Raw genomic sequence first — 25,803 nt, 5'->3', positions numbered from 1 at the left:
TTTGTCCTGGTAAAAACATTCCGCAATAATAGTCCGTATTCGAGTGCCGCTTTTATCACAGCTTCCGATGGACACATTACCCATTCGTTAAACATACGGACACAATGTGTTGATCACCGGAAGCATTCTGTCACACCCAACAGGGTATTACTTGGGGATTTTCAGCAACCGCAGCGCATTGAGCGTAACCAGCACCGTTGCCCCCGTATCCGCCAGAATTGCAGGCCAAAGGCCAGTAATTCCAGCAATTGTGGTGACCAGAAACACCGCCTTCAAGCCAAGAGACATGGCGATATTCTGGAAGATGTTGCGCATGGTACGCTGAGACAACGACACCATTTGGGCAACATCCCCAACCCGGCTGTGAAGAATTGCCGCATCGGCGGTTTCCAACGCAACATCCGTTCCGCCACCCATGGCAATGCCGACATTGGCAGCCGCCAGAGCCGGCGCATCATTGATGCCGTCTCCGACCTTGCCAACGATGTAGCCTTCTTTCTGCAGCTCACCGACAATACGCTGCTTGTCCTGAGGCAACAGTTCGGCACGCACATCAATGCCAAGCTGCGCGCCGATGGCAGTCGCGGTGCGTTTGTTATCGCCTGTCAGCATCACAACCTTGATGCCACTGTCCGTCAGCGCCTTCAAACCAGCAACCGCATCGGCACGGGGTTCATCACGCATCGCAATGGCGCCACACAAAACATCACCGGCAATTAACAGCGACACCGTCTTGCCCTGATCGTTCAGCGCGGCAATCGCATCTAGCCGTTCCTGCGAGATCGTAACTCGCTCAGCCGCAGCATTGGGCGACCCAAGGAAGACGTCGATCCCTTCGACCCTCGCAGCAACACCCTTGCCACCCAGTGCCTTTGCATCGTCAACAGGCGGAATTTCAACGCCGTCTTCTTCCGCCTTGGCCAGAATGGCAAGCGCCAGCGGATGGCTCGATCCGGTTTCAAGGGCAGCGGCGAGACGCAGCGTTTCGACCGCCGTTTTCTCAAAGGCCAGCACATCTGTGACCTTCGGCTTGCCTTCGGTCAGAGTGCCCGTCTTGTCCAATGCAACGGCCGTCAGCTTGCCAAGCCCTTCAAGCACTGCGCCACCCTTCAACAACAGGCCACGTCGCGCACCTGACGACAGCGAGGCGGCAATGGCGGCAGGTGTGGAAATAACCAGCGCACAGGGGCAACCAATCAGCAGAATGGCGAGACCCTTGTAGACCCACTCGCTCCAGTCTGCCCCGAGCAGCAGCGGCGGCAGAACGGCAACCAGCGCCGCAACGACCACAACACCCGGAGTGTAATATTTGGAGAAGCGGTCGATGAAACGTTCAGTCGGCGCTTTGCTTTCCTGTGCCTCTTCGACCAGCCGGACCACACGGGCAATGGTATTATCCTGTGCAGCCGCCGTCACACGCACCCGCAAAGCTGCGTCACCATTGACCGTACCTGCAAAGACTGCGTCATCAATAGACTTACGAACGGGAACACTTTCCCCTGTGACCGGTGCTTCATCAATGGCGCTTTCACCCGAAATAACAGTGCCATCGGCAGAAATTCGGTCACCGGGACGAACCAGAATAACCGAACCTACAGCCAGGCTTTCGGCCGGCACTTCGCGTGTTTTGCCGTTTTCTTCCAGCAGAGCAGTTTTAGGCACCAAAGCCGAAAGTGATTTGATGCTGGCGCGGGCCGTTCCAGCCGCCACACCTTCCAGCAGTTCGCCAACCAGAAACAGGAAAACAACGGCAGCCGCCTCTTCCGTAGCGTTAATGATCAGCGCGCCGACGGCGGCAATGGTCATCAGCATTTCAATGGAAAATGGCGTTCCCGCCAAGGCCGCCATGATGGCGCGGCGCGCAATGGGAAACAGGCCAACCAGCATCGCTGCCGTAAAGGCGTAAAGCTGGATTGCCGGGAAAAGGTGGCCAATGCCGTAAGCCAGCACAAGTGCCAGTCCGGCCATGATCGTCAAACGGCCCTTGCGGCTGCGCCACCATGGCCCGTCACTGACGCCGTGGTCATGACCATGCAACCCTTCAATCCCATCATCGGCCGCTGCACTCGCCGCACGGTCATGCCCGTGGTTATGTTTGTGATCATGCCCATGATCGTGGTCATCATGGTCGTGGTCGCTATTATCGTGGCCGGTATGATCATGGCCCGTATGATCATGATTGTGGGAGCATGAGGGACCATGAACATGCGGCTCGGGCGCCGGCTTCACATCACGGTCTGCTAGACGCGTTGCCGGATAGCCTAGGCCTGAGACCTTTTTGCCGATCGCAATCAGGTCGCTCACGTCATCATGCGTCACCGTCATCGTGCCGGCGGTCACAGAAACGGAAACATCCTCCACGCCCCGCATACGGCGAACCGCCGTATCGATCTTGGATGCGCAGGAAGCGCAGTCCATGCCGTCAATCTTGAAACGTGTGTTGTGCGACGTGCCCATAATGAACCCTCATTTTCCAGTCGCTCCTTTTTTAAGACCTATAGCAACTAGAGGTACAAGAGGGTTTTTCACGTAATTCGGCGAAAAATGATAACTATTTGAAACAATAACATAAAAACAGAAAACGATCTGCAATGGTCTGCAGGCCGTCTGCCTATCATCAATCCTTTTACTCCTCACGGAATGCGCGGTTTACCTGATCGGACAAAGGTTTCATCAAATAGGAAAGTGCCGTGCGTTCGCTGGTCTTGATGAAGGCTTCCGCTGGCATGCCAGGCACCAGGGTGGCGTTTTCGAGTTTACTGCGCTCACCTGAGGATACCGCAATACGGGCCACATAATAGGAAAATCCGGTCCGCTGGTCTGTGGTGAGGTCAGCTGCGATACGGCTGATATGCCCTTCGAGCTCTGGCGTTACACGCTGGTTGAAGGCAGACATTCTCAATACGGCTTTTTGTCCCAGTTGCAGTTGATCGATGTCCTTCGGCGCAATTTGCACCTCCAGCGCAAGATCATCCCCTTCCGGCACAACAAGCATGATCGGATCCGCAGGCGTGACCACACCGCCCACGGTATGAACCGCCATTTGGTGCACGACACCGGATTGTGGCGCAACGATATCGATGCGCCTCAACTCATCTTCAGCGGCAACCTTGCGTTCGACATATTCCCCCATCTGGGCCTGAATTTCGCGCAACTCACGCCCAACTTCGGAGCGTAGTTCCTGATCGATCTGCAAAATCTGCAACTTGGTTTCAGTGATACGGCCTGCCGTCTGTGCCTGATAGGCAATCTTTTCACCGCGCTCGCCACCAAATGTGGCGGCCTGCGTCTGCAAACTATTCAGGCGCTGGACGGAAACGATGCCCTGCTCACGCAGTGATGTCTGCGAAACGATTTCCGCTTCCAGCACCGAGAGACCCTTCTCATAGGCCATCTCCTGCGCCTTCAACCCCTCGATTTCATGTTCGAACTGGGTGATGCGTTCGGCCAACTGCGCTTTTCGGCCTTCGCGGAAGGATTTGCGGAATTCAAACAGCTTGGTTTCGCTGCGCATGGCGGCAGCAACATCGGCATCGTCCTGCCGCGAGTGAAGCGCAACCGGAAAAACCAGCTCTGGCAAACCATCTCGCTCCGCTTCCAGCCGCACAAACCGCGCCGTCAACTCATCCAGCCGCTTGGTCACAATGGCAAGATTGGCCTTTGTCTGGGTCGCATCCAGCCGCATGACGATATCACCGGCCTTGACCTCATCTCCTTCGCTGACCAGAATTTCACCCACCACACCGCCGGTTGGATGCTGAACTTTCTTCACATAGGAATCCACCACCAGATGGCCGGATGCAACAATGGCGCCTGCCAGATTTGTTGTTGCTGCCCAGCCACCGACACCGCCCAGCAGAGCGACACTGACCACCAGCGCCATGACAAGATGTTTGCGAATGGAACCGGAAACGTAAGTGCGCTGGTCAATGTTTGACATCAGGGTCTTCCTTCCGGTCATCCGGTTCACTTGCATTTTCAAACCGTGCGGCCTGTGCATTGGCAACCACCCGCAGTGGTGTTACCGCATGGGCAGAAGCGGTGTAGCCACCGGCCGGCTGTTGTGGTGCAGACGGTGTACGCAGCACTTTCGACAGAACCTCGTCACGCGGTCCAAAAGCCTTCATTCGGCCATCTTCCATCATCAGCACAAAATCGACGATACCGATGGCACTGGGGCGGTGAGCAATAACAACAACAATGCCTTTGCGATCCCGCACCGACGCCATGGCACGCACCACAGCAGCCTCACCTTCGGCATCGAGATTGGCATTCGGTTCATCCAGAACGACGAGGAAAGGCTCGCCGTAAAGCGCACGCGCCAGACCGATCCGCTGACGCTGACCGGCGGACAGCGACGAACCGGCCTCACCTATATTGCTGTCGTAACCCTTTTCAAACCGCAGGATCAGTTCATGCGCACCAGCGGCCTTGGCCGCCGCAATAATGGCGTCCGGATCTGCATTGTCCTCAAAGCGGGAGATGTTTTCGGCGATCGTGCCGTCAAAAAGCTCAACGCCCTGCGGCAGATAACCGATGTGACGACCGAGCGCCTCACGATCCCACTGATCAAAGCTGGCCCCATCGATCCGCACCTTACCACCGGCCGGAATCCAGGCACCCGTCAGAATACGCGACAGTGTGGATTTTCCGGAACCCGACGGCCCAATAATGCCAAGCGCCTGACCAGCAGCGACAGCAAAACCAACCCCGGTGACCGTTGGTCGTTTTTCACCGGGCGGCACAATGGTGACATTCTCGACCCGCAAATCCTTGACCGGACGCGGCAAAGCCATTGATGTATCGGTCGATGGCACCTGGGTGAAGAGTGTGTGCAGACGCGCCCAGCTTTGCCGTGCAGCCACGAATGATTTCCAGTTGGAAATGGCGAGATCAACAGGTGCCAAAGCGCGGCCCATCATGATCGAGCTGGCGATCATGATACCACCAGAGGCTTGCTGCTCAATCACCAGCCACGCACCGACCGCCAGAATGGCAGACTGCAACACCATGCGCAGCGATTTGGCGATATTGCCAAGGCTGCCGGCCACATCACCAGCCTTGCGATTGGCAGCAAGATAACCCTCGTTAGACACCTGCCAGCGCCTGCCAAGCCGCCCGGCCAGCCCCATGGCGTGAACAACTTCGGCATTGCGGCGCGAAGCCTCCAGCAGTCGATTGCGCGCCATGTTTTCGGTGATGGTGTCGCGAATAGGTTTTTGCGAATAGATATTGGTGAGAACGGTCAATGCCACCAGCACGATAGCGCCGCTCAACGCCGTCACGCCGATCCAGAAATGGAAAAGAAAACATATGCCGAGATAAAGCGGCATCCACGGCAGATCAAAAAACGCCGTCGGTCCAGTGCCGGACACGAAAGTCCTGACATTGTCGAGATCACGCAACGGCTGCAAACCATCACCAGAGGTCCGGGTGGCAAGCGGCAGACGCACCACGGCATCGTGCACCTGACCGGAATATTGCATGTCGAAATATTCACCGACGCGGATCAGCACGCGCGACCGGATGATATCCAGCATGCACTGGAAGGCATAAAGCCCGACGGCAAGCAGGGCCAGCCCAACAAGGGTTGGCACGCTACCGCTGGCCAGCACCCGGTCATAGACCTGAAGCATGAAGATCGGTGAGGTCAAAGCCAGGATGTTGACCACGCCGCTGACGAGCGCAACACCGCTGAAGGCGCGCTTGAGGGGCGAAACGACCGCCGCAGCCAGAGACTGCGGCGGCGTTTGCTGCTGGTTTTGAAAGCCCACAGCGTTGTCTTCCCTTAGGCGGCCAGAGCCGTTGCGCTTGCGAAGACGAAGTCAGATGCGTCGAGAACACTGGAGTTCACGCCGACGAGCTGGATGGAGTCGGAGCCGTAGGCAACGTAAGCATCTCCAGCGTCATCGAAGATCGTCAGATCGCCGAAGTTGACAGCGCCCCAAGCAGAGATGTCGAGCTTGTCAACGCCGTCCTGGTAACCGGATGTACCAGCAGGGCCATCATTGGTGACAACATCGTTGCCGCCGGAGAACACAAAAGTGTCTGCGCCGCTGAAGCCGACGAGAATGTTGTCACTTGCGGTGTCTTCAATCACCGTGCCGGTGGCACCCAGGTAGGAGTAGAGGTAGCTCAGCGTGTTACCACGAGTGATGCCGTAGATTGCGTAGTCAAATGCATCAAGACCCGTGCCGTTGTAGTTAAAGGACGGATCGAGATCGAGCGAGAGCGCGACATTCGACAGGGTGATGCCAGAAGAGGATTCACCGTAGCCAGTGCCGAAATCCAGCGAGCTGACAGTACCGGTCAGGTTACCGAAGGCATATTCGAAAGCACCACCGACGAGCACACCATTACCGCCGCTTGTGTTGCCATTGCCCCACTGCGTGTAATCCCAGGAAGGATTTGCACCGATAACTGCCGGATCTGTCTGCAGGCCAGGGCCGCTACCGTAGAATGCACCGTAAGTGGAGCTGTATGTCGTGTTGCTCCAGTTCGTCAGATAGGATTTGAAATCTGAAGATGCAGACGTTAGTGAAATAGTGGTAGCCATGATAAATTTCCTTTGCTTGGTTGCTAAGGTTTAGCCTGATCCAACAATCAGGACGGTTACTCCCTTGGCCGGGTTGCCGCCCGGTCAGGGGAACTTGCGTTCGAGCCTGTCACCGGCTCAAAAATTCGTCACAATCTCAGATTCAGACTGGCGAAGAAGGTCCGCCCTGGAGAGGGGTAACGGCTTCCGGCAGGAACGTGGTTGATATCGGTTACGTTATCGATGCTCAGTCGCAACGTGGTGCGATCGTTGAACTGGTAGGAACCGTAGAGATCGAGTTTTGTGTATTTGTTGGATGTGTAACCGCCATCCGGATTAAAGGTTTTCACCTGCGACAATGTCGGCGTCGAATGGGTTACGCGACCACCAATTGCCAGCTTGTTATCGAGGAAACGCACACCGGCATCAAGAGTAGCCTTGAGTTTTGGCGGCACACCCACGCTCGAGTACATCTGAACATTGTCTGAGGAGACGGTTTGACCGTACCAGGTGCTTGGCACCTTTTGCGCCCATTCTGCGTCCAACCAGGTCGCAGAACCACCGACCCAAAAGCGACCGGTGTCGTAGTTGCCCTCAAGTTCGACTCCGCGCATCCGGGTGGCATCAGTTGTATTGACATAACTCTGGAGTTGTCGAGATCCTGCATATGGATAGAAATAACCAATCACAATAAGATCATCGATTTTGCGATTGAAAGCGGACACCTTCAGACGAAGCGTGTCATCCTCTGTAAAGACACCGTCAAAGTTGATGTTAGCACCAATTTCCCAGGTTTCTGCTGTTTCAGGCCGGAGACTTTCGTTCGGTGCATAAACAGACAGCGGAGATACATCTTTTGGCAAGTCTCCAGCAAAGAACGCCTCCGTTACAGTCGGTGGTCGGTAGCTCTTCGAGTAGCTAACATATGGTCGCAACCACTCAACCGGCGCAAACTCGACAGTGAAGGACGGCAACAATGCGCCGCCGGAACGATCGATATTCACGGTGTTTTCGGGATAACCGGCCAGCGTGCTTAAGGCAGCAATGGTTGTGCCAGCTCTGTAAAACTGGCCGTTATAGATTTCACCCTGACGGGTCGACCAGATATTTCTCAGAACGGCGTTAGCGCTGGCAAATCGTGCCGGATCATATGTCGCGACGTAATCATACTCAGTTGTGACGGCGGATGCGATGTAATTTACACGATCTCTGTAGTCGTAGTATTTCGGCGAACCCTTGAGCCGATACCAGTCATATCGCAAGCCTGCCGATAGTTTGACCCAATCGGTTGGCTCAATGTCTCCGTTGACAAAGAGACTTGCCATATCGCGACGACCGGCTGGACTGAACGAAGTAAAGTTCGATGCCAATTCCGGCCACACATCAATTGATGTACTGGACGCACTGGAATTTCCGTGATCACGGAATGCTTCGACGCCATAATTCAGTGTCGCCGGACCGACAGCAGTTTCAAAACGGCTGGTATTGTCGATATTGATACCAAAGCTCATGAAATCAGCGCTGATCAGTGTGTCAGGATAACCTGCAGCACCGCCCCGGGTGTGGCGAAGCGTCTCTTCCATCGTGTCGTTCAGCCAAAATGTTGAACGGAAATCGATCAGGTCATTATCGACGGGGTTCCAGTCAAGATTGGCGGTTACAGTATTAACTGTGGCCTCTTCATCGCTGAGCCCACCCATGAACCATGCAAAATCCTTCTTCTGATGGGTCCATGCTACGCCGGTCGTCACGTCTCCGAAATCACCTTCCAGTTTCAACAGCGACGACATATTGTCTCGTTGCATGAAGGTAACTTCACCGTCTTCATCCCCATCCCACTCAATATCCCCGTGGCTGCCAATCTTGTAATTGCCAAGCTTCTGGCGCGCGAAGCCGCCGGTGATCGAGAATGGGGAATCTCCCATACGCTTCGATGCCAGTATGGAACCGTTGAAATGCTGATTGTTGGTGCCAACAGTCGTATCGATCTCGACACCCCAGTCTTTTCCATCCGAGATGATATCGTCTGCGCCAACCGTGCGGAATGTCACTGCCCCCGCCAACGAGCCTGCAAGACCCGATTTGGCGCCTGTTAACCGTTCAACCTCAACGGCACGAATAAAGGACGTTTCGACATATCCCTTACCAGAACTACCAATGTAGCTATCGCCACCCGCTGAAATGGTACGATTAGCGTTCTGGCGCGCACCATCGACGGAAAGCACCACACGACCCATGTCTTGCACACCGCGAACATTGGGCGACACTGCCGGAGAGTTGGAAACGGAGTTGTTGACGTAGGTCCCCGCGACATTGTCGAAGAGATCGCGCACATCACGTGCACCCAGGTCAGACTGAATGGCCTCGCGGCTGACAACGCTGACGCTGGCAGGAGTTTCGTATACCCAGTCAGGTGTTCCCTGATACCCGGCTCCTGATGCAGCGTTTCTGCCCGATTTACCGGTGATCGTAATGGTTTCAAGCATTGTGGAACCATCCGCTGACGGCACGTCGGCAGCGGCCTGATCTGCACCGATAACCACCGACCGGCCATTGCCCGTGAACCTGAATGTAATGCCCGTGCCACCGAGCAGTTGAGTCAAAGCTTCCTGAACGGTCAGGCTGCCGGTAACGGCATTGGTGCGAACATTGCCAGAGGCCGGAGAGGCAAGCGTCACCTGCAGGCCCGACTGGCGACCAAATGCGCCAACCGCAGCCGACAACGATTGCGCTGGGATATTGAAAGCACGACGTTCAGCCTGAGTTGCATTCGTTACCGGCGTTGCCCCACCGGATGACTGCGCATGCGACGCTGATACCCCGTAAAAAATTGCCATGGCCGTACTGGCCATAAGAAGTACGCGCTTGCCCGTCTGCCCCACGCCAGGCTGCTTTGCACTTTGTTTATTGGAAGAACTCATTACCCTGCCCGTCTTCTTTGCCTACAGCGGCAAATGTTGAATTTCATATTCAACAAAAAGACGATTGCTCTCGGATTTTTTTTCAACCAAAACGAATTTTGTCTGTAACCAACTGTAAACTAATGGAAACTTTTACGCCGCGATAAACTTAAAAGCGCGACACGATCCTGACTGATCCCGATATAGAGCGGATTTTTCCGCCATAGGGCGTGACCAAAGCTTCAAGCGCCTGATCCGGCTCGTTGAGATTGTAAAAACCGGTCACCTTGCTATTGGCCAACGACCTATCCGGCACGCTGATCCAGGCCGAGTGATATCTGCCAATCTTTTCGACAACTTCTGCGATTGTCTCGTCCACAACATAGAGTTCGCCGCGACGCCAGGCACCAATCTCATCGACAGAAACCGCCTGTTTGCTCATGCGTTTTGTCGCACCGTCAACAGTCACCCGTTCACCCGGCACCAATATTTGTGTTGCGGATGGATCGTCACGGAGACTGGCCTTCACCGAGCCACGCGCGAGGGCAACAATGGTTGCGCTGTCGGACATGCCAACATCAAAAGCGGTTCCCAGAACTTCCACTTTGACATCGCCTACATCGACCACGAACGGTCGGGCCTCATCCTTGATCACATCAAAAAATACCTCGCCGGCAAGCACGGCGACATCACGCTGGCCTTGATGATAATTGACTGCAAGCGCACTTTTGGGTGCAAGCACAGCGGTACTGCCATCCGCCAATGTCACGGTGAGACTTTCACCATTGCTGGTGCGGTAATCCGCTTCCAGACGAACGGCCATGTCCGGAATGGACATGGCGACAAGACAGAGCACTGCAAGCGTTGCCCCCCCCAGCGCGAACCGGGAAAAGGTTCGTCTCGGCATGGAGAACCGCCGCATTGCACGACGCTGTGGCGCTGTGGCCTGACCCGCATTCTCCCACTGGGAGCGCATGGCCGGTTCAACCGCCCCGAAAACACTCCAGCCACGACAGGTCTTTTCCCATGCCTGACGGTGGTTCGGACTCAGTTCCAGCCAGTTGCTGAATTCCTTCAGCAGATGTGCATCATCCGAATTTTCCTCGAGACGTAAGAACCAGTCAGCGGCTTCGTCAAAAACATCCAATTCGCCTGCGTCTGTTTTCGCGGGATCGTTCATCGACGTGCTGCCTGTGTTCTCTCATGAGTAAAAGTAACGGTTTCATGCTCTCCTTCTAAAGAGACGACTGAACGCAATATTTTTTTCATGGAAACGTCATTTTTTTGGACGTTCATTTCATTTTCCTGACAAATTCCGCAAGCCCGGTCTTGACCAGACGGTGTGCAGTGGCAACCGAGACACCCAAATGCACCGCAATATCCTCCATGCGATAGCCGCCAAAACGGTGCATTTCCAACGCGAGGCGCGTGTCCGCTGGCATGTCGCTCAGGATTTCGCTGACCTGACGAACTTGATCGCAAAACAAAGCATGGTCTTCGGGTGAGCCATGGTCCTGCGGCAGCCCCCAGAAGGGTGTGTCATCCGGTCTTTCCCGAAGGTCGTAGCGACGACGTTTGCGAACATCTAGCGCCAGATTGCGGACAACACGGAAGAGATAGGCTTTCAGGGCACTCGGCGCTTCGGCCTGCTGCGGTACAAATTTGATAAAGGCTTCCTGCACAACATCCTCGGCCTCCTCTCGGGAGCCAAGAATGGGTGTGGCATATTTAATAAGATCAAGGCGATGCGCGACATAAACGGCGTAACGCTTGTCGTCTTCCCGGATGCCCATTTTATACCAAACAGCTAATCAATATCGGATGCCCCCGACCCAGTCCAAGCTCGTATATCAGCCGGAACAACTCCGATCCAGAATTACATGAATAAAAAACTCATGAAATTCCATTTTCCATTGATTACCTTTATGTGATGTGTCCGATCGGCTGAGATCGGGCACATCAAAATTGAGATCGAGGGCCGGTCCTAGCTCAGGCTTTTGCCATAGCGGGCGAAACTTTCCGCCAGAATGGTGGTGCTGGCGCCTGGACGTTCAGGACGCGCGTAGACACCATCCTTGACCGCGATCGGCTCTTCGAAATGGTCCTTGATCCATGGAATATACTCCAGAATGGTCGAGGCCGGATGCCAATAGCTGAGGTGCACATGCACTTGGCTCATTTCGCCGGCATGCGGCACGACCGGCAAACGATGCGCCAGCGCAAGGTCGGCCACCTGAATATATTCTGTAATGCCACCAAGGCGCGTCACATCAGGCTGTACATATTGAACTGCACCAGCCTCGATGAAGGAACGGAAGGCATCAACCGTATAAAGCTGCTCACCAAGTGCGACAGGAATAGTGGTGTTGCGCGCCAGCGTCGCATGGCTGCCGACATCATCGTACCAGAGTGGTTCCTCAAACCAGAAAATATCCAGCCCCTGCGCTGATGCACAGAACCGTTGGCAGGTTGGCAAATCCCATTTGCCGTTGCCATCAATGGCGATGCGAATGGAACTGCCCAGACGTTTACGCACTGCAGTCAGGCGCTCAATATCGACATTGGGGTCATCATGCCCAACCTTGAGCTTGATGCGTGTGAAGCCATCCTCTTCCACAGCCTTTGCCGATCCGGCAAGCAATTGGTCCTTGCTAAAGGAAAGCCAACCAATATCAGTGTTGTAAGCCTCGACACCTTTGGTTCGGGCACCACCGAGATAACTCCACAGCGGTACGCCTGCCTTCTTGGCCTTCAAATCCCACAGGGCGACATCAACAGCCGCAAGCGCCAGATGGGTGATGCCGGCGCGGCCGACCCATTGCAGTGCCGGATTGCGCGCCAGTTTCGTCCAAAGGCGCGAGTGATCCGACGCATCTTCACCGATCAGTAGCGGTGCGTAACAATTTTGAATGCATGAAGTGATCAACCGGTCTGATGCAAGATGTGAGTGCGTACCGGTAAAACCATAGCCTTCCAGACCATCATCGGTGACGATCTTGGTACCAACCACACCCCAATGGGTGATGTTGTGCGTTGAATCTGAAATGGAATCCGAAGTCAGTGGCAGGTGGAGAATAAAGGGGTGAACTGAGGCAATTTTCATCTGTTTTGCTCCTGGTCGATCCGTGAACGCTGGAAAACGTGGGGGATCGTGAACTGGAATGTCATGGGTGGGGCAGCTGTGCTGCCGCCGCAAGGGTGCAGGCAAACTGGGGCTGCAGGAAAAATCTGGCTAAAACGAAGGCCTCCTCTCCTTCTTTGATCAACATCTAACGCAGAACCATACGTTAGAAAATAAAAAATTTTTTATTTTTTGTTTTTAATTGCACTCGTGAGGAATCTGACAGAAAATAACGCCATGACGATGATTAAAACCACGCTGGCCGAACAGGCCTATCAGGAGCTGCGCAACCGCATCATTCAGGGCCGGCTGCCGGAAGGTTTCCGTCTTTTGCCCAACGAACTTGCTGTCGATCTCGGCATCAGCCCGACCCCCATCAAGGAGGCATGTCTTCGTCTGGAAGCAGACGGCCTTGTCACCACCTCAAGTCGGCGGGGAATGGTTGTCCGCAGCTTCGGTGAAACAGATGTCGAAGCGCTTTATGCCGCGCGTATCCTCATCGAAAAGGGCGCGGTGGAGGCAGCATTTGACGCAGGTCGTTTCGATCTGACCTTACAGAAGAAACTCGCAGAAACACTCGCGCAGCATAAATACTTCGCAACCCGCCATTCCCTCGACGACCTGTCGAAAGCCCTGCACCACGACCGGGCGTTTCACAGCTTGTTGGTGGATGCCGCGCAGATGCCGATCATCTCGGAAACCCATGCACGTATTGTTGCGCAAACCCACACGGTGTTCGTTTCACTGCCGGGAGATTACAGCCGTTCGGTCGCCGAACATCAGTCTATCCTTGATGCTATCAAAGCTGGAGAGAGGGATAAGATCGTGCAGGCGCTCACGACACATCTGGAAATGAGCAGGCGCAATACGCTGCATCAGGTTGCTATTCTGAAAGCCCGTAAATCAACTCCGGCATAAGCGGCGACAGCGCCTCCAAAGCGAATTTGACCGCTCAAGCATTGGCTCTCAATAGTTTTTCCGGAAAACCAGTGCGTATCACGTGCAAAACCATGCCATCTTGCGATAACAACGCTTCATCTCACGCAATTGATGACGCAGGAAGACACCGGGAATGGCAAAAAAGCATGTGGCAATCATTGGCGGCGGACCATCCGGCCTGATGGCCGCTGATATTTTGTCTGCCGCGGGTCATGATGTCAGCGTTTATGAAGCCATGCCCACCGTGGCACGCAAGCTGTTGATGGCCGGAAAGTCCGGTTTGAACATCACCCATTCCGAGCCCTACTCCGCATTCATTGAGCGTTTCGGCGCAGCCAAACAACATCTGCAACCGGCACTTGATGACTTCGGACCATCCGATGTGCGTGACTGGATGGCAGAGCTCGGCCAGCAAACCTTTGTGGGAACCTCCGGCCGGGTATTTCCCGATGTCATGAAAGCCTCGCCTCTGTTACGCGCATGGATGCATCGCCTCGAACAACAGGGCGTCAAACTTCATACCCGCCACCGCTGGACCGGTTTTAACCGTGACCTGCTGTCCTTTGAGACCCCAGCTGGAACAATCGACGTCCGCTCAGACGCCACATTGCTTTCACTTGGCGGCGCAAGTTGGCCCCGGCTTGGCTCCGACGCCGCCTGGGTGCCGACCTTGAGAGACAAAGGCATTGGCATTGCCGACTTCAAACCAGCCAATTGTGGTTTTGATCTTCCGTGGAGCGATGTCTTCCGCAGCCGTTTTGCCGGTGCCGCAATCAAATCCGTGGTGACAAGTTCAGCGGCTGGCAGCTTTCAGGGTGAATTTGTCATCAGCAAACATGGCGTCGAAGGCAGCCTGATCTACGCCCACTCCGCCGTGCTGCGTGAGGCGTTGCTGGACACAGGCAAGGCAACCCTGTTTCTCGATCTTGCGCCGGGCAAGACGGAAGAAAAGTTGGCCAGCGCCCTCGCCAAAGCCAACTCGAAAGACAGCCTTACCAACCGACTGCGCAAAAAGACTGGTCTGAGCGACGTCAAGATTGCCCTGTTGCGTGAACTCACACCTGAGATCAGCCAGCTGAACCCTGCCGCTGTCGCAGCAAAGATCAAAGGGCTTGCACTTCCGGTCACCGCGACCAGACCAATCGCCGAGGCAATATCGGTCGCTGGCGGCATTGCGTGGTCGCAACTGGATGAAAATTACATGCTGCGCCCGTTGCAGGGCATTTTTGCAGCCGGTGAAATGCTGGACTGGGAAGCGCCAACAGGCGGCTATCTGCTGACCGCATGCCTTGCGACAGGCAAAGCCGCAGCCAAAGGCATGCTGAAATTCCTCAAGACGTAAGCCAAACCACCTACAGGTTTCAGGCCACACATTTTCAGCGGCAATTTCGATCAAAATACAGGCAGCCTTGCAACCCAGCATCGTAAAGCGGCATGGGATGCAAAAAACGCATGCCTGCCAATTATACTTATGCATTATTTTTAGGCGCGAAATGTCCTATTATTTAGTCATACCAAACAAAGGAGATGGACATGAAATTCGGCGAAATCGTAAGAAGTTACACAGCAAAACGTCGCGCAGTTCGCGAACTGAACCAGATGGACGAACGTTCGTTGAACGATATCGGCCTGCGTCGTGAGCAGATCAGCCATGCTGTTTGGGGTCGTTGATCCCTTGGCAATGTGCGCAAATACGCACATTGAAATTACTGCACATTAATGGTGGCGGACGCCCAAAAGCCGGCACCATTTGGCTCCCATAAATGAGCCCTTTGACAGGTAACGCACAGTTAGAGCGGCCTGTCCCAGCCTTCCAAAGAAACATCACAGAACCCGGCAGGGCAAACCGTTCCTAAGGTTATGCGTAGCGCAGTTTGTGGAAATTAACCCACACGCATTGGTTTGCAGTTGCGATGATTGGCAACAGCACAGATTTGTTCTATGCAAATGCCATGTCAGAAAACGTTTTAAAATTCGAGCGTCGCCCTCAACCAAAACCACCGCGGCAAACCCCGCCTTGGCAAAAACGTTTACTCGTCATTTTGGCTGTTGTGGCTTTTTTCGCCGCTGCCTTTTTCTATTATTATCTGACCGGCGACCAAAGCGGCACGCTAGGCTGAAGCCTCCCCGTGATGGTGAATGCGCCCACGCATCCCATGATCAGTGAAAAGTACACCCAGGCCGACTGAGTTGGCCCGAGTAACGAGCATTTACCGCGAAAATTTGGGAGAATTCCATGAAGGTATTTTTTGCCGTCGCTTGCGCTGCAGCTGTCCTTTCGAGCTGCTCTGTGGATCCATATGCGAAAGAAAGTCTAGTTTATATTAAAACGCTCTGTGATAGTCAGGGTTTGAAGCCGGGAACTGAAAAATACACCAAGTGCACCAAAGAGTTAGAACAGATACGGATAGACGTACTCCGTCGAAAACGCATTGAAAGAATGAACTTAACTGAAGGTCGCCCAAATGGAGCGATATGCCGTACGCAGGGCGAGTATACCAACTGCAGATTCTATTAACACTGAGGTTATGTTCAAACCCGTTAGAAATCAGAAGTTAGGCCTTGATTGGCCTAGTTCGGTGATAGGTAATAGCCACGCACCAAATCCGACGTACCTTTTAGCGAATTAAATCAAAGATGACGTCCTCAGAGCTACAAACTCAAATCTCCATCGCCGCATACGCGACTTGTACAAGCTCATGGAATAAAACTCGGCCTGAAAAGTAGATGAACTAGTGACAAGTTTTGAAGCTCATAGCGTGGAATTTATGATAATGCCCCGCGAGCAGACAGACTGTCTGGAACAGTTTCATCTCGAAAAATTGGCGTTTTCACGTTATAGCCGCGCTATGTCGTGCGCAGTCCGAATTTATGCGGAGACGTAGAAAAAAATAAGAATGGCGCACCCGACAGGATTCGAACCTGTGACCTTTGGAATCGGAATCCAACACTCTATCCAGCTGAGCTACGGGTGCATCCGTAAGGGCGCTGAATCGCCCTGAACTATGTTGGTTCTTAGACTAGGTTGCGCTTCGCATCAATGCGGAAAATGCAGCTACTTGCATCACTCCACCCTTCAGCATGTATCTGGCCGTTATCGGGCAGGTTGGCGCATGAAACTGGCCAAGCCCGTGACTTCGCCAACAAAACCGCCGACTGTGCTAAGAAGGCATCGTTACCAAAATCACAAAATCATCAGGACATTACTATCAGAAATAGAGCAATATCGTTTATTTTTCATTCGTTATTAAACTTGTTCTAATAAAGATAATTCTGTAATTAATTAATATCACTATCGAATCAGAGGAGTCGATGATGGATGGGAATCTCGCATATGTAACTTCAAAGAGTAAAAGCAAGTATGCAGCGTCCCCCGAGAAGCCGTCCTATGGGGGGAGTGATGTCGATTATTCAATACTGTCGGAGGCAGTATTATACCGTTTGCGTCGCGCACAGCTCGCTGTGGTTCAGGACTTTAATGACAGCCTGGCATCTATCGGGCTGCGGCCCGCAGATTTCTCGGTCCTTATCGTCGTGGCCAATAACACTGATCTCAAGCAAAGCGACGTTGCCGAGGCACTCGGCATACAAAGAGCAAACTTCGTTGCAATCATTGACAATTTGGAAGCCAAGGGGCTGCTGGCCCGCAGAAAATCAGACACGGATCGCCGGGTACATTTTCTGGATATGACACCTGATGGCCGCGAAATGCTCAGCAATCTCTCCGAGATCTGGAAACATAATGAGGAAAAGCTCATCAGCCGCCTTGGAGGAGAAAAGGCGCGCAATCAGCTGATCAATCTTCTACGACGCATAAAAGACTAAGGCATCTAACCTATACGTCACATTACAAACGACACGACTATCGTAGCCGTGTCGTTTCCATTAAGAGCGGACCTCAGCCCCACCTTTCTGTGAGGCCCCTCCCCGCTAACTGCATTACATGTGTTCATGCACAGCCCCTGTGCGCTATGGTTAGCAAAAGATGAATACAAAATCCCCTTATGCCGTTTCACCTGCCCGTTTGGGAACATTTGACCAACTTAAGGACAGCAAAAGACGCATTTTCTTGGCTAAATAATGGTAAAAACGCTCGATTATACGAATTGGCGTAACTTGCAGTTAACTAGTCCAACCCTTTCGCGTTGCAGTTTTGTATTTAAAAAGGCAGTAATATAGTTCGAAACGGGCCAATAACCGTTTGAATCCAAAATGATTTTGTGGGGATGAACACCATGCATGCAAAAGGCCAAGGGAGAAACTGGCCGACGATTGCACTCGCGAGATTGCAAGTCGTTAAAGCAGGCATGGAAGAATCGGCCGACGACTTCATCGAACGTGCCACTCCCACACGTGACCGCACTGCCCGCCCTTATTACTCCACATCTGCAAACGGCCAAGTCATCGCCGAGTGTCACGGCAATCCTGCATTTGAGCAGACCATTGTCGAGGCCGATGAAATCCATGCTGACGGCATGTCGCTTGTGCTGTTCACCCGCTGGTTCTGCAAACAGCAATTGCCGGAACGTGTCGCCACGACGGATCTTGTTCATGCCGTTGCCAAACGGGCTGAAAAGACCGGAACGCGGTTTTATTTCCTTGGTGCAACGCCACAGGTCAATGACGCCGCAGTTGCCAAAATGAAAGAGCTTTATCCTGATCTGATCTTTGCGGGTGCCCGCAATGGCTATTTCACTGCCGATCAGGAAGACGCCGTCATTGAAGAGGTCATCAAATCAGGTACGGACATATTGTGGGTTGGCTTCGGCATTCCGCTTGAGCAGCAATTTGTCAGCCGCAATATCGACAAGCTGAAAGGCGTCGCCGTCATCAAGACCTGTGGCGGCCTGTTCGACTTCCTTGCCGGACGCAACAAACGTGCGCCACAATGGATGCAGGATATGGGGCTGGAATGGCTTCACCGCATGCTGCAGGAACCCCGTCGTTTGGGCAAACGCTATCTACTGACCAATCCGCTGGCGATCTATGCCCTGCTACAGCACCGTTTTTTTCCCAAGCGCGCAGCGGCTGCCAAAAAACTGCCGCGAACGAAGCCCCGGCAGAACCCGAAACCCTACCAGATGAGCCAGCCCAAATAAGGTCTGGCTCTTTTCATTTCTGGAAAGTGGCTGAGACCCTAAGATTTGAAGGGTGACAATTAGACCGGTTTGCAGGCGTTCCGGGCGTTCTTCAATGTTGCCGCATTTCCATGATTGATATAATTTTAATCAATAACTCGGTAAATGAATTTTCTAACGTCCATAGTGGGAAACGACAATGCTCACGACCATTTCGCTTGTTATTTATGTGATCGGCACCGCAATTTCGCTGACCATGACGTATCTGGAAGGTGTGAAGAAGGGCCGCGAATGGGATGTCATGCGCGTCATGGGTCTGGCACTTTGCTTTATCTGGCCAGCCCTGATTGTCGTCATGCTTGTGATCATTAGCGCCTCAGGCCTCAAAATGAAGCTGGCAAGGCACTAACCAAAACCAACTATACCTTGGCAGCCCGCTTCGTCTCTACGAGGCCAAGCTCCTCCAGCGCCGCATCGACAGTCAGAATGCGGCAACCGGCAGCAACCGACCTTTGCACAAGCGATTGCAGACGCTCCTTTGGGCATCCGTAAAATGATGGATCGTCCGAGACGTCATGCGTGAAGAAAATTAGCCAGCCGGGATTTTCAATCGCCGAATTCAGCCAATAATCTGCAGTTTCCAGAAAATGCGGATCAGGACGAAGTTCGACCGCCAGCAGATGGTAGAGATCGGTATTCTCGCGATTGACGCCAGGCAAAATGCCGCGTGATGAACGGAAGCGTCGCTTCAGCATTGGCTGCGATGGCAAATAAGCCTTTCCAAACGGCACTGAGAAATTGCGTGGCGTCTGACGCTGGTCGAAACTTGAAAGCACTTCGCCATTGCGTGTCAGGTCGTTATCCAACTCCTGCTTCGAAAAGCTAATCAGTTTGCGATGAGAATATGTGTGGCAGGCAAGCTCATGCCCGCGCGCGGCAAGTTCTCTGCAGTCGGCAGTGGTTGCCATCTGCTCGCCATTGTCGACCGTATCGATAAAACTGGCCGAGATATAAAACGTACCCTTCCCGCCGGCATCTTCCAGGATCTGCGCACCAGCCCTGCTTGCCGTCTGCGGAATGTCGTCAAACGTAAAGGACACGATTGGTGTGCGGGTCTGCACATTCACACGCTTCGTTGGAATATGCCGGACAAGACGGTTGGAAATTCTCTCAAACAGCGTTCCCTTGCTAGACATGGGTTATGTGCCTTTCCGGATAACGTTGTTTCGAAGAACCTGAAGCAACATTTGCCTCACAGAGTTGGTCATGTGCCTGATGATGCATACAATAGATTGCAATCAACATTGACGACCAGATGGGACCAGTCCCAGTGAAAAAATTGCTTTCAAGGCAAGCTGAAAGCAGTGCGAAGATCCACATACGGGCAAACAGCCGGTTCAAATCCGGCGCTGCACCGTTCTGGATAGCCTTGGTAAGATCGCGTGCCGGCAGGATAACCAGCCAGATGCAGGTGAGAACGAAAGCCGGCAGACCGCCATTCAACAGACTTTCAATGTAACCGTTATGGGCGTGCGCCGCACCAACCGCCCATGTCTCATGAACTGCAAATTGGTCCAGCAAGGCGGTGGTGTTCCAGAAGGACTGGAAACCCTGCCCGAAAATCGGTGAATGGAAAAAGGTAACGAATGACAGTTCCCAGATATCCGTACGTCCGGTGAATGTCGCGTCGACGCCAAGGCTCTCCACCACATCGCGGATCGAGCTGGAGAAGGTAGAGCCAACCGCAAACAAGTTCAAAAGACCGATCAGGCCACCCACAACCAGCAGAACCTGCCGCGGGTGCCGCTCCAGCCACCAGGACAATATCAGCGTAACAGGCAAAAGCATGGCGGCTGTTTTACCATTGGTCTTCATCAAAAAGACGAAGGCCAGCAACGTGATGATCGTTCCCTTCCATTTGGACCAGGAACCGCGCAGGTAAAGTCCAAAAAACACCAGCATGATCATGGCTGGTGCAGCGGCATTTTTGTGGTTGAACACGCCACGCCAGTCCCCGGCAAGCGCCGGTTCTGACAGGTCATAGGCTTGATGAATGGATCGTGCTGGCAGAAGGATGACACCGGCATAACAGACCAGCAGCAACACGCTGGACGCTATGGCCAGCAAACGCGCAAACTGCTGGCGATCAGACGGAAGTACCGCAATGATGCTGGTGATGAGGCACAAAAGGCCGGTAAAAACCAGGCGCTGGATCGCCGTGCCTGGCTGACTGCCCAGCACGGAAGCAATCAACATCCAGCCAAACAACAAAAATATCGGCAAGCGCGGTTTCAGCAAAAGGCCAAGAAGCTGGTAGCGCACTGCAAACAGCAAAAGCACGCCGGTAATGGCAAGGCCAACAAGCTGGTTCAGCGCATTGGAACCGCCAGAAGCAGTCGCAAGATTTTCAAATGGTCGAACGGATATCCACAAGTACAGAAACACGGCTACGAACAAAAAACCGACAAGCCACCGCGGTCGCTCGGAGACGTCATCCGACATAGAAACATCATCCATGTCAGTTAAACGTGCCATAAGGTCCTGCTGTGGTGACGTTAATGTTCATAAAGCCGTTTTCAATTTGCCTGATCTTGCTGACTACTGAGCTATCGACCTGAAATACAGAATCATTTTCTCAGAGATACGATACATAAGCCCCAGTAACCATAAAAACATGAAGCTCTTTAACTCTCTCTTACCGTCGGGCAGTTAAGGTCAGAAGTCAAAACTCAATTCGGGTCTGGCAGGGCGTTGTCGCGCACTGAGAGCCAGATATCCGGATGTGCGGCACGGACGCCGGAAAACAGGAGCAGGACGTGAATACGTCAAACTATAATTTCCGACGTTTGCTGCAAATGGCCCTGTCTTACTCGGCGTCCGGTGGCGCACTGCTGATGTCGAGCGCTGCCCAGCTTTTGACATTCGCCCTGCTCGCCCGCCATCTCGGCGTAGAACAGTTTGCACTGTTTGCCTCGATTACCGCCGTCACCAATCTTGGCGTGCAAATCTGCGGTATCGGCTCCAACGAAACACTGATCCGCCGTGTGGCGCAGGACCGCTCTTCCTATCCGATGATGCTGGGTCATGCCTACATTCTCAGTGCGGCATCCGGCGGCCTGCTGTTTTTGATTGGCATGATCACCATACCGGTGTTTTTCCCGACGTCACCGCTGCTGGTCGACACACTGATCACCGCAGCATTGATCCTGTTCACCAACCTCATTCTGTTGAAGGTGGTGTCGTTATCCACGCAGAGCTTTATCGCTCACTCCGAATTTGCCTCGGCAAACAAGTTGGAAGTGCTGTTTGCGATAACCCGGACCATTGCTGCGGTTGGCGCATGTCTGGTCTTCAATGTCACGACCGTGGAAGGCTGGGCACTGTGGAACTTTGCGGCTCACGCCATCACAGCCGTCATCTGCCTCAAGGCCACCAAAAGGCTGGGCGCGCCGCTGTTTACGATCGTGCGTGAAGAAATCCGTATCGGCATCCTGTTCTCGACCCAGTTTTTCTTCAAGGCTGTGCGCGGTAATGCCGACATCCTGATACTCGGCGCGTTGGCCAGTGCAGAAACTCTCGGCAGCTATTCGATTGCACGTCGTATTCTGGACAGCTCCTACCTTTCTGTAGAAGCGCTCAATCGCCTGATCTATCCGGGCTCCGCGTCACTTGCCATGCAGGGCATGGGCAAGACCATTGAACGCGCCAAGGGTATTTTGAAAGCAGCACTGGTTATCGCTATCGGCAGCGCCGGTGTCATCACCATTTTTGCGCCACTTCTGCCGCTGTTGTTCGGCCAGGAATATGTGTCCCTGCCAACCCTCACCCGCATTCTCTGCTGGGCCGTACTGCCTATGGCAGTCGCAGCCACGGCGCTGGAGGCATTGGGGGCTTCGGGACACCAGAATATCCGCGCAAAAATCTGGAACAGCGGCAACCTCATCGGCTCGCTACTGGTGGCGCTGACCACCTGGGCCTTCGGTATTTATGGAACGCTTGGCAGCTATTTCATTGTCGAAATTGGCATTGCCTTGGCGGTATGGATGGCTCTGCTCAGCCTGCGCAATTCTCCATCGCCTGCACAGGCAAGCGCCTGAACCGGCTTATGATTGCGGTTTTGCCTTATAGGGCGACAGCGTAATACCGATGCTGGCAAGCACACGGCCGACCGAAAGCAAAACCGGGTGTGTGGCAACCAGCGGCTGGCCGGTTTTTGCGAACACCGAGACGGCACGCACGAGCGACAGTCCAAGGCTTATGACATTTTTGGCCTGCAACAGCACCGCTCCCTGCAGGCCGGGCCTGCGAGCACGATCAATCGAATAGTTGATGATGCCGGTACGCAATGAGCGTGTCATGATCCATTTGGGTTCCATACGCTCAACCGGCACAAACTCGGTGATGATGGCTTCCGCAGTCCAGCCAAAACGCAAACCGGCGCGTTTACTGCGTGTGAAAAAATCCATGTCGCCGCCGCCGAGGAAATTGAACTGCACGTCAAATTGCGGCTTTTCCAGCCTCTCGAAAACCCGTTTCGACAGCAGGCAATTTCCAGACCCGTGGATCATATCGACAGGGCCGGTTTTTGCCTCGATCGATCCAAACAGTGGATGCAGTTCCACCCCCTTGGAAGCGGGCTTGTCAAAGGCGCGTATGACTGGACCGCCGACTATGTCGACATCAAGCGTTTCAGCAGTGCGCACCATATTGGCAAGCCAGACCGACGATGCAGTCTCGTCATCATCGATCATCAAAAAGTAAGATGCGGAGGGATAAAGGCTGCGCGCTTTGGCAAAGGCCGAGTTGATGGCGTAACAATTGCCCTGCTGCGGTTCAACAAATGCCTGCCCCAACATGCCTGTCTCAGTAAGAAAGCTTTGCGTGACCGCCAGAGCCTCCTGCCCGACGCCATCATTGTCAATGACCACGATGGCAAACGCAAAATCGACCTGTTGCGTGGCGAGCGACGCCAGCGTCTTTTTCAAACCGTCCGGCCGGCGAAAACTTGGAATACAGACAACGGCGTGAGGAGCCTGAGTGGTCATAAAATCTAACTCCTACAGTCCAGCGAGCGCAGCAGCCGAAAACAGCAATGCGCGCTTGGCCTGCCTTGGCCGGTGAATTAAAGTATCGCTCAATGCCATGAATGCTTTCCCATATCGCTGCGCACGTATGTCTTGGGCAATCGTATAAGCATTCATATGACCTTCCGCCTTCTGCCGCAGGGCTTTTACCCGCTCGGACGGCAGACCTGCCAGAATGGACGGGTCATTAAAAATCGCGTCAATGACAGGAATACAATCGGCAAACTCCAGCGTCTTGGACATCATCACGCTTGAGGTGTGGACACGGTAATCGAGCACATGCGCGCCTTCGACATAGCGGAACGGGCCTCTGGCCGCCAGCAGGCACCAGCCATGCCAGTCTTCGCCATAACGCAGGGTTTCGTCAAAACCGCCTACCGCACGAAACACTGCTGTTTTGACCAGCATGATGCCGCCATTGACGATAAAATTGCCGCCGACCAGATTTTCCTGAATGTGACCTGAAGGCTTGCTGCGTTTGCGGATCAGGTTGCGCCTGCCGATTTTTTCGCCCTGCTCATTTATCCGCTCATAGTCGCCATAAATGGCGACGTCGTCAGCGCCGTCGGCACCGGTGAGCAAGGTCGCAAAAGCCCCCTCACGCAGCCGGTCATCGGCATCGAGAAACATTGTCCATTCACCCGAGGCTTTTGAAAGACCGAAATTGCGAACCGCCGACACACCCTTTCGCCCGGCAAGTCTGGTCAGCAACGTGACGCGCGGGTCTGTAATTGCCTGAACAACTTCAGCCGTTCCGTCCGTCGAACCATCGTCGACTACGATCACTTCCCCGGCCAGCGGACCTTGCGCCAGCACGCTGTTGATGGCTTCGCCGATAAAGGCTTCACCATTGCGTACAGGAATGACGACGGAGACGGACATGGGTGATTTCTGGCCAAATAATAAAACTGGCGGCAGCATGCGCAGAGGGAAGTTACTACGGCATTAAATGAAAAACTGCCGATATATCATGCCAAACAGGGCGTTAACTTCATTTCACAAGAAAACCCTCCGGTAAACAATAGTCTGTTATTATCCGTCCCATCAAAAGACAACGCGGAGCGGGTGCCGATAATGTTTGGCAGAAGAGATTTTTTGCGCACAGCAACTGCAGCAGGTCTGTCACTGACAGGAGCCGGCTCATCCTTCGCCAAATCGACCAAGACCGACAGTAAACTTATTCCTTATGGGGCTGCCGTCTATCTGCCGGACATGCAGGCGGATTCGCGGGTCGGCGAAGCCGTCCTGCAATATTGCTCACGCATCACTCCCGTCAATGAAATGAAGTGGGATGCCATGCGTCCATCCCCTGACGCATATGATTTTACCGCGGTGGATGCGATTGCCGATTTCGCCCGCCAGAATAAACTGACCATGCACGGGCATCCGCTGGTCTGGTATGCGGCGCTGCCAAGCTGGATATCGTCAGTTAGTGGTGCAGCCGCCGTTGAAAAACTGATGGAAGATCACATCAACACCACTGTCACCCGTTACAAGGACGTGACACGAAGCTGGGATGTTGTGAACGAACCAATCCCCGATGCCGCAGACGGCCCCAAGGCCCGGCGCGATGGATTCTGGTTCGAGAACCTCGGCAACGACCATATCGCCAAGGCGTTCCGTTATGCCCATGCGGCAGACCCAACAGCGCAGCTGGTGCTCAACGAATACGACATTGAATTTTCGATCCGCAACTCACCCAATAAGCGCGCGGCCTTCCGCGATCTCGTACTGGAACTGTTGGATCAGGACGTGCCGATCCATGCCATCGGTCTACAGGGCCATTTGCGCGGCGACTGGCCAATTGCCAAACAGGAACTGGCCGCCTTCGTCAGCGAGATGGGTGGGCATGGATTGAAGGTTCTGGTGACCGAGCTTGATGTGATGGACCATGAACTGCCGGGACCGGCAGAGGAACGCGACGCAATTATTTCAGCTCAGGTCAAGGACTTCCTTGAGGCCGCATCGGAAGGCGGCCATCTCGATTCCATCACCACCTGGGGCATTTCCGACCAGTACAGCTGGATACGTTGGGCCTATCCGCGCAAGGACGGCACGGTCAATCGACCATTGCCGTTGGACTGGAGTTTCCAGCCGAAATCCATGTTGTCCGTTATCAACGAATTCCGTAATCGCGGTGCATAAT

Annotated in this window: 21 protein-coding genes and 1 tRNA gene; 9 read left to right on the top strand and 13 right to left on the bottom strand. The window is 53.8% G+C overall.

The genetic code is table 11. The features are described from left to right. Positions 1-147: 147 nt before the first annotated feature. The 8 genes from IB237_RS08890 to IB237_RS08855 form a co-directional block, all read right to left on the bottom strand. Positions 148-2,457, bottom strand: coding sequence for a heavy metal translocating P-type ATPase (locus IB237_RS08890; protein ID WP_192488288.1), 2,310 nt, complete (start codon positions 2,455-2,457; stop codon positions 148-150). Between the two features lie 169 nt (positions 2,458-2,626). Then, the gene (locus IB237_RS08885) at positions 2,627-3,940 is read right to left on the bottom strand and encodes an HlyD family type I secretion periplasmic adaptor subunit (protein WP_192488287.1); all 1,314 of its coding nucleotides are present in this window, start codon (positions 3,938-3,940) and stop codon (positions 2,627-2,629) included. Then, positions 3,927-5,774 (bottom strand): type I secretion system permease/ATPase, encoded by a 1,848-nt coding sequence (locus IB237_RS08880; RefSeq protein WP_192488286.1) that lies wholly within the window; start codon positions 5,772-5,774, stop codon positions 3,927-3,929. The genes IB237_RS08885 and IB237_RS08880 overlap by 14 nt, the downstream gene beginning before the upstream one ends. A gap of 14 nt (positions 5,775-5,788) precedes the next feature. After that, positions 5,789-6,556 carry a hypothetical protein gene (locus IB237_RS08875; protein WP_192488285.1) on the bottom strand — a complete coding sequence of 256 codons (768 nt, stop codon included), beginning with the start codon at positions 6,554-6,556 and terminating at the stop codon, positions 5,789-5,791. 128 nt (positions 6,557-6,684) lie between these two features. Continuing rightward, positions 6,685-9,456 (bottom strand): TonB-dependent receptor, encoded by a 2,772-nt coding sequence (locus IB237_RS08870; protein WP_246787760.1) that lies wholly within the window; start codon positions 9,454-9,456, stop codon positions 6,685-6,687. Between the two features lie 148 nt (positions 9,457-9,604). After that, the gene (locus IB237_RS08865) at positions 9,605-10,615 is read right to left on the bottom strand and encodes a FecR family protein (RefSeq protein ID WP_192488284.1); all 1,011 of its coding nucleotides are present in this window, start codon (positions 10,613-10,615) and stop codon (positions 9,605-9,607) included. A 112-nt stretch (positions 10,616-10,727) separates the two neighbouring features. Next, on the bottom strand, positions 10,728-11,228 hold the full coding sequence (locus IB237_RS08860) for an RNA polymerase sigma factor (RefSeq protein WP_192488283.1): 501 nt from the start codon (positions 11,226-11,228) through the stop codon (positions 10,728-10,730). Between the two features lie 191 nt (positions 11,229-11,419). Then, the gene (locus IB237_RS08855; protein WP_192488282.1) at positions 11,420-12,538 is read right to left on the bottom strand and encodes a mandelate racemase/muconate lactonizing enzyme family protein; all 1,119 of its coding nucleotides are present in this window, start codon (positions 12,536-12,538) and stop codon (positions 11,420-11,422) included. Positions 12,539-12,793: 255 nt separating this feature from the next. Between IB237_RS08855 and IB237_RS08850 the strand changes: the two genes are divergently transcribed. The 4 genes from IB237_RS08850 to IB237_RS08835 all read left to right on the top strand — a co-directional run bounded on the left by IB237_RS08850 (position 12,794) and on the right by IB237_RS08835 (position 15,615). Beyond that, positions 12,794-13,474 (top strand): GntR family transcriptional regulator, encoded by a 681-nt coding sequence (locus tag IB237_RS08850; protein WP_192488281.1) that lies wholly within the window; start codon positions 12,794-12,796, stop codon positions 13,472-13,474. Positions 13,475-13,628: 154 nt separating this feature from the next. Further along, positions 13,629-14,837 (top strand): TIGR03862 family flavoprotein, encoded by a 1,209-nt coding sequence (locus IB237_RS08845; protein ID WP_192488280.1) that lies wholly within the window; start codon positions 13,629-13,631, stop codon positions 14,835-14,837. A 191-nt stretch (positions 14,838-15,028) separates the two neighbouring features. Further along, complete coding sequence (locus IB237_RS08840) at positions 15,029-15,166, top strand: DUF1127 domain-containing protein (protein WP_192488279.1); 138 nt, start codon at positions 15,029-15,031, stop codon at positions 15,164-15,166. Between the two features lie 242 nt (positions 15,167-15,408). Beyond that, on the top strand, positions 15,409-15,615 hold the full coding sequence (locus IB237_RS08835) for a hypothetical protein (protein WP_192488904.1): 207 nt from the start codon (positions 15,409-15,411) through the stop codon (positions 15,613-15,615). A 778-nt stretch (positions 15,616-16,393) separates the two neighbouring features. Here the strand turns inward: IB237_RS08835 and IB237_RS08830 are convergent. After that, positions 16,394-16,470, bottom strand: a tRNA-Arg gene (locus IB237_RS08830). A gap of 340 nt (positions 16,471-16,810) precedes the next feature. On the opposite strand from IB237_RS08830, the gene IB237_RS08825 reads away from it, so the two are divergent. From IB237_RS08825 to IB237_RS08815, 3 genes are all read left to right on the top strand, one after another. Continuing rightward, the gene (locus IB237_RS08825) at positions 16,811-17,320 is read left to right on the top strand and encodes a MarR family winged helix-turn-helix transcriptional regulator (RefSeq protein ID WP_192488278.1); all 510 of its coding nucleotides are present in this window, start codon (positions 16,811-16,813) and stop codon (positions 17,318-17,320) included. A gap of 410 nt (positions 17,321-17,730) precedes the next feature. After that, positions 17,731-18,594: a WecB/TagA/CpsF family glycosyltransferase gene (locus IB237_RS08820; protein ID WP_192488277.1), complete on the top strand. Its 864-nt coding sequence runs from the start codon at positions 17,731-17,733 to the stop codon at positions 18,592-18,594. 178 nt (positions 18,595-18,772) lie between these two features. Continuing rightward, positions 18,773-18,982, top strand: a complete 210-nt coding sequence (locus IB237_RS08815; RefSeq protein WP_192488276.1) for a hypothetical protein — start codon at positions 18,773-18,775, stop codon at positions 18,980-18,982. 10 nt (positions 18,983-18,992) lie between these two features. Here IB237_RS08815 and IB237_RS08810 read toward each other — a convergent pair whose 3' ends face one another. Then, positions 18,993-19,769 (bottom strand): polysaccharide deacetylase family protein, encoded by a 777-nt coding sequence (locus IB237_RS08810; RefSeq protein WP_192488275.1) that lies wholly within the window; start codon positions 19,767-19,769, stop codon positions 18,993-18,995. Next, positions 19,762-21,075: an O-antigen ligase family protein gene (locus IB237_RS08805; protein WP_371815300.1), complete on the bottom strand. Its 1,314-nt coding sequence runs from the start codon at positions 21,073-21,075 to the stop codon at positions 19,762-19,764. The genes IB237_RS08810 and IB237_RS08805 overlap by 8 nt, the downstream gene beginning before the upstream one ends. 353 nt (positions 21,076-21,428) lie before the next feature. On the opposite strand from IB237_RS08805, the gene IB237_RS08800 reads away from it, so the two are divergent. Then, on the top strand, positions 21,429-22,670 hold the full coding sequence (locus IB237_RS08800) for a lipopolysaccharide biosynthesis protein (protein ID WP_371815299.1): 1,242 nt from the start codon (positions 21,429-21,431) through the stop codon (positions 22,668-22,670). Between the two features lie 6 nt (positions 22,671-22,676). Here the strand turns inward: IB237_RS08800 and IB237_RS08795 are convergent, their stop codons facing one another. Beyond that, positions 22,677-23,618 carry a glycosyltransferase family 2 protein gene (locus IB237_RS08795; RefSeq protein WP_192488273.1) on the bottom strand — a complete coding sequence of 314 codons (942 nt, stop codon included), beginning with the start codon at positions 23,616-23,618 and terminating at the stop codon, positions 22,677-22,679. A 12-nt stretch (positions 23,619-23,630) separates the two neighbouring features. Continuing rightward, on the bottom strand, positions 23,631-24,539 hold the full coding sequence (locus IB237_RS08790; RefSeq protein WP_246787758.1) for a glycosyltransferase: 909 nt from the start codon (positions 24,537-24,539) through the stop codon (positions 23,631-23,633). Positions 24,540-24,728: 189 nt separating this feature from the next. Here IB237_RS08790 and IB237_RS08785 point away from each other — a divergent pair, with 189 nt between their 5' ends. Continuing rightward, positions 24,729-25,802: an endo-1,4-beta-xylanase gene (locus IB237_RS08785; protein WP_192488840.1), complete on the top strand. Its 1,074-nt coding sequence runs from the start codon at positions 24,729-24,731 to the stop codon at positions 25,800-25,802. The last annotated feature ends 1 nt before the right edge of the window (position 25,803 follow it).

It is taken from the genome of Agrobacterium sp. AGB01 (assembly GCF_014851585.1).
GTDB lineage: Bacteria > Pseudomonadota > Alphaproteobacteria > Rhizobiales > Rhizobiaceae > Agrobacterium.
Note: the sequence above shows the minus strand (reverse complement) of the source record. Positions and strands in the feature narration are given on the sequence as shown.

Coding starts and splice junctions, on each gene's coding strand:
- IB237_RS08875 (WP_192488285.1), bottom strand. CDS start 6,556: ATGGCTACCACTATTTCACTAACGTCTGCATCTTCAGATTTCAAATCC.
- IB237_RS08810 (WP_192488275.1), bottom strand. CDS start 19,769: ATGTCTAGCAAGGGAACGCTGTTTGAGAGAATTTCCAACCGTCTTGTC.
- IB237_RS08815 (WP_192488276.1), top strand. CDS start 18,773: ATGCTCACGACCATTTCGCTTGTTATTTATGTGATCGGCACCGCAATT.
- IB237_RS08790 (WP_246787758.1), bottom strand. CDS start 24,539: ATGTCCGTCTCCGTCGTCATTCCTGTACGCAATGGTGAAGCCTTTATC.
- IB237_RS08850 (WP_192488281.1), top strand. CDS start 12,794: ATGACGATGATTAAAACCACGCTGGCCGAACAGGCCTATCAGGAGCTG.
- IB237_RS08820 (WP_192488277.1), top strand. CDS start 17,731: ATGCATGCAAAAGGCCAAGGGAGAAACTGGCCGACGATTGCACTCGCG.
- IB237_RS08800 (WP_371815299.1), top strand. CDS start 21,429: ATGGCCCTGTCTTACTCGGCGTCCGGTGGCGCACTGCTGATGTCGAGC.
- IB237_RS08840 (WP_192488279.1), top strand. CDS start 15,029: ATGAAATTCGGCGAAATCGTAAGAAGTTACACAGCAAAACGTCGCGCA.
- IB237_RS08855 (WP_192488282.1), bottom strand. CDS start 12,538: ATGAAAATTGCCTCAGTTCACCCCTTTATTCTCCACCTGCCACTGACT.
- IB237_RS08865 (WP_192488284.1), bottom strand. CDS start 10,615: ATGAACGATCCCGCGAAAACAGACGCAGGCGAATTGGATGTTTTTGAC.
- IB237_RS08825 (WP_192488278.1), top strand. CDS start 16,811: ATGGATGGGAATCTCGCATATGTAACTTCAAAGAGTAAAAGCAAGTAT.
- IB237_RS08860 (WP_192488283.1), bottom strand. CDS start 11,228: ATGGGCATCCGGGAAGACGACAAGCGTTACGCCGTTTATGTCGCGCAT.
- IB237_RS08805 (WP_371815300.1), bottom strand. CDS start 21,075: ATGTCGGATGACGTCTCCGAGCGACCGCGGTGGCTTGTCGGTTTTTTG.
- IB237_RS08835 (WP_192488904.1), top strand. CDS start 15,409: ATGATTGGCAACAGCACAGATTTGTTCTATGCAAATGCCATGTCAGAA.
- IB237_RS08885 (WP_192488287.1), bottom strand. CDS start 3,940: ATGTCAAACATTGACCAGCGCACTTACGTTTCCGGTTCCATTCGCAAA.
- IB237_RS08845 (WP_192488280.1), top strand. CDS start 13,629: ATGGCAAAAAAGCATGTGGCAATCATTGGCGGCGGACCATCCGGCCTG.
- IB237_RS08870 (WP_246787760.1), bottom strand. CDS start 9,456: ATGAGTTCTTCCAATAAACAAAGTGCAAAGCAGCCTGGCGTGGGGCAG.
- IB237_RS08890 (WP_192488288.1), bottom strand. CDS start 2,457: ATGGGCACGTCGCACAACACACGTTTCAAGATTGACGGCATGGACTGC.
- IB237_RS08795 (WP_192488273.1), bottom strand. CDS start 23,618: ATGACCACTCAGGCTCCTCACGCCGTTGTCTGTATTCCAAGTTTTCGC.